A 3,453-nucleotide genomic window follows, 5' to 3' on the forward strand; every position below is an offset into this window, starting at 1 on the left:
TCTGTTGTGTATAAGAGACAGGCTCAAAGAAAAAGAGAAATGGGCTTAATGTTTGTTGGGAAATTACCCGAAAATGAAGGGATGTTATTTGTGTTTTCAGAAGAAGTATATGGTGGATTTTGGATGAAAAACACATTAATTCCTTTATCAATTGCTTTTCTTGACCCAGCTGGGGAAATTCTAAAAATACTTGATATGGAGCCTTGTAAAGAGTATATATGCCCTACCTATGATCCAGAAATAGTATATCATTATGCAATTGAAGTGAATCTTGGATGGTTTGAAAAGAACCATATTAAAGTAGGGGATTATGTTAAGCTTGGTTGAATCATATTTTTAAAAATAATATCATTCAATCGAATACGGTTAAGAGCATGTTTTGGATCAATCTTTTTTCAAAACATGCTCTATCAAGATTTTTTGTATTAATTTGATGCCACTTTGCGTCAAAACCACAATAACACTTCTCGTTTATTATGCCCTTGCACGTACCAGAGGATGCATACCAAGGCGCAGATAACTTCTCTCTTATGCTAGTTTTTTTTGTTTTTGGTCTAAGCGATGACTTAGGAAAGTTAGAAGACTTGCAAAGATAGCAACCAACCCACCTACCAATGTAACATTCATCAAATTTCCCTGATGGTAAACAACTCCGCCTAATGCAGAACCAACGGCTATACCGACATTGCTTGCTACTGGCATCAGTGAAGCAGCTAGTCCTGTAGCTTTTGGTTGATAAATGCCAGCTAGATCTATCAAATAAAGCTGGGTAGATGTTGTTAAAAGGATGGCCATTAATGACATTAAGCTAATATTAACCAATCCCAAGATTAAGTTATTTGTGGTCCAATATAAACTGACTAGAACAATCGCTTGAACGAGAAAAACAAACCGGAGACGTCCGATAGCATTGTGGCTGGCAATTTTACCAGCAAGAATGTTGCTGAAAATGGAAATAAACCCGTAGCCAAACAAGATTAGACTGATTGAACTACTTGGTGCTTCCATTCCTTTCAGGATCGGAACAAGATACGTATAAACGGCATACGTTGCACCAAATCCAAGAGACGGAATGAAAAAAGCCATTAAGATTCTTGGGTGTGTTAACAAAGAAAATTGCTCACGCATTGAACTGCGAAATGTACTGTGCATAGTAGGCAAAATCAAGAAAGATGCCAAAAACGCAATTCCACCGAGAAAAGTCGTTAAAAGAAAGGTCGCATTCCAGTCGTACCAATCAGCGATCACAGTGCCTATTGGTACTCCAATTACATTTGCAAGAGTAAAACCACCGAAAACGAATGATATAGCTAGTCCACGTTTCGCGATTGGCATGGTTTCACTTGCTACAATCATGGCAAGTGAAATTAAAACTCCTGTTACGATCGCTGTCATCATCCGAAGAGCAAGCAGCATGATGAAGTTCGCCGATATTACGCACAAAGCATTCAGGATAATGAACGAACCTATCAAAAACAACATCCATTTACGTTTTGGAAAATGGCTTGCTGCCGACATCACGAGTGGTGTCGCAATGGCAAAGGTAATGGCAAACGCAGAAACGAGTGTACCTGCTTTTGCATTTGTAATATTTAGACTCGAGGAAATATCGGTTAAGATACCGATGATAACAAATTCGCTTGTCCCGAGAACAAATGTTAATAAAGTAAGTGTTAAGATGAGTAACCAATGTCGCTTGGATAATTCTGTGTCGTGCATAAATACCTCTTTTCTTAGATGAATGTAAATGTGTCACAGGGGAGATAAACAATTTAACTATCATATCATAAAAAATATCTTTGAGGAAAACCCTTGCTTGGTTATCGTTTATTATTTCTTGCTAAAAGGCTTGTACCTGAATCATTCACTTATTTTACCGTAACCTGTTTTGTAATAGGACAAAATATTATAAGACAAATCATAAGATCTTGATGGTAATGAAAAAAAGTAAAAAACTCAAACGGGAACGATGGAAAAGAAAGTTAAGGATAATTAGAAGAGGAAAGCTGTCAAAAATACCTTGGTAGGAGACCATGTAAGATTTGATGCTAAAGTCCATAATACTTACTTTAAACATCAAGGATGGAAGGATGATAAATGTGAAGTGTATTGTCATTAATGGTAAATCCAATTCGAGAAATTCTGGTACTAAGCTAATTTCAAACACCTTTTAAAAACGGAATTAGGTATGTAATCTATAAAATAACCGAACCGGAACTTATTATTCACTTTGTTTTTTACCCGAATTACATGAAAGTTTCATGTTACTATCGGTATTAATTCGGGGTATATTTCTTCTTTCTGATCTCATACTAAAGATAAGAAGGAGGGGTATCCATGGCAAAACGGACAAAGAAAAATGATGCAGACCAAAAGAACAAACAAGGATACAATTCAAGCAAAACAGATTCTGAATTCTCTAAAGAATTTGGCAGTGCAAACGCTAATCAAGCACATAAAAATAAAGCAAAAAAAGAAAAAGCATCTAAAAATCAAGGTGAGTGGAAAGGCATGCATTAATTAATACTTGCCAGACCCCGACTCAAGATAAGTGAAGACTGCACAGGGTCAATGGCTGGAGGCTTTTCATGCTTCTAACGGTTTACTGAACTTTATGTAAAGGGGCAATTTAGATGACTCAATCTAAGCGACAAGAAGAACGCCAATGGAAAGATCGTAAACAATCGCAGAATCCACATGGTAAGGTTAAATCATTTGAACAATTAGCTGAAGGCATGGGCAAAAATGAAACTGAAACTAAGTAAAACGGCTTAACAATCAGAGGCTAGCCCAAAGGCGCAGAGCCCAACATAATAGTGGGGTCACTTCCTTGGGGGGGACCCCCTTCTTGTCGTTTTAAAAATGTAATCTTTATGAAAAAGCATAATGTCTTCGTAGTGGACAACATTAAACATTTTATGGTAATTGATATATTTTTTGGTTAAAATGGTTTAGAGGTGATTTTGTTTTGGAATACACAAGTTTGTTCATCATGCTGGCAATTATCTTTTTAATAGTAATGACCAATAGTTTTTTATTTTGGTGGATAAAAACTACAATAGTAGCTTATTATTCTGTAATTTCTTATATCTTTATAAAAACTAAAAACAAAATTGATAGACAATATGAGAATATCCTCCCTGTACCAGATACATATTGGGATAAAAATTCAGGCTGGGTTGACACGATGGCTGGATATTATTTCTGGCCTTTGGCAGTAATTCTCCTTTTTATTTATTACAAATGGTATAGAAGTGTACAAAGCAAAACAGCTAAAGGATTGATTGTTGTTAGCTTCATTCCATCAACTGCCATTTTTTTATTTATTACTTTTTTATTCGGGTTTGGCTACGGGTACAGACCATAAGGATAGTGCTTGTTTATTACATAGTTTGTGTCAACTTTCAATAGGTCTTAAGCAAGTAACGAGTGTGTTTGCGACATAATAAGGCC

5 protein-coding genes are annotated in these 3,453 nt (G+C 35.9%); 4 read left to right on the forward strand and 1 reads right to left on the reverse strand.

The features are described from left to right. A partial coding sequence (locus ACFVSH_RS24340; protein ID WP_387708304.1) for a DUF192 domain-containing protein occupies positions 1-327 on the forward strand: 327 nt, incomplete at its 5' end. Positions 328-528: 201 nt separating this feature from the next. Here ACFVSH_RS24340 and ACFVSH_RS24345 read toward each other — a convergent pair. Continuing rightward, a complete protein-coding gene (locus ACFVSH_RS24345) occupies positions 529-1,719 on the reverse strand; it encodes an MFS transporter (protein ID WP_387708306.1) in 1,191 nt (396 codons plus the stop codon). Positions 1,720-2,337: 618 nt separating this feature from the next. On the opposite strand from ACFVSH_RS24345, the gene ACFVSH_RS24350 reads away from it, so the two are divergent. The 3 genes from ACFVSH_RS24350 (at position 2,338) to ACFVSH_RS24360 (ending at position 3,367) form a co-directional block, all read left to right on the forward strand. After that, positions 2,338-2,520, forward strand: a complete 183-nt coding sequence (locus ACFVSH_RS24350) for a hypothetical protein (protein WP_387708307.1) — start codon at positions 2,338-2,340, stop codon at positions 2,518-2,520. 113 nt (positions 2,521-2,633) lie between these two features. Continuing rightward, a complete protein-coding gene (locus ACFVSH_RS24355; RefSeq protein ID WP_387598808.1) occupies positions 2,634-2,765 on the forward strand; it encodes a DUF6254 family protein in 132 nt (43 codons plus the stop codon). A gap of 203 nt (positions 2,766-2,968) precedes the next feature. Next, on the forward strand, positions 2,969-3,367 hold the full coding sequence (locus tag ACFVSH_RS24360) for a hypothetical protein (protein WP_387598805.1): 399 nt from the start codon (positions 2,969-2,971) through the stop codon (positions 3,365-3,367). The last annotated feature ends 86 nt before the right edge of the window (positions 3,368-3,453 follow it).

Origin of the sequence: Peribacillus sp. NPDC058002 (assembly GCF_042886655.1) — a bacterium.
In the GTDB taxonomy this organism is placed as follows: domain Bacteria; phylum Bacillota; class Bacilli; order Bacillales; family DSM-1321; genus Peribacillus; species Peribacillus aracenensis.

Excerpts from the sequence above, each read along its gene's own strand:
- ACFVSH_RS24345 (WP_387708306.1), bottom strand. The coding sequence starts at position 1,719 with ATGCACGACACAGAATTATCCAAGCGACATTGGTTACTCATCTTAACA.
- ACFVSH_RS24350 (WP_387708307.1), top strand. The coding sequence starts at position 2,338 with ATGGCAAAACGGACAAAGAAAAATGATGCAGACCAAAAGAACAAACAA.
- ACFVSH_RS24355 (WP_387598808.1), top strand. The coding sequence starts at position 2,634 with ATGACTCAATCTAAGCGACAAGAAGAACGCCAATGGAAAGATCGTAAA.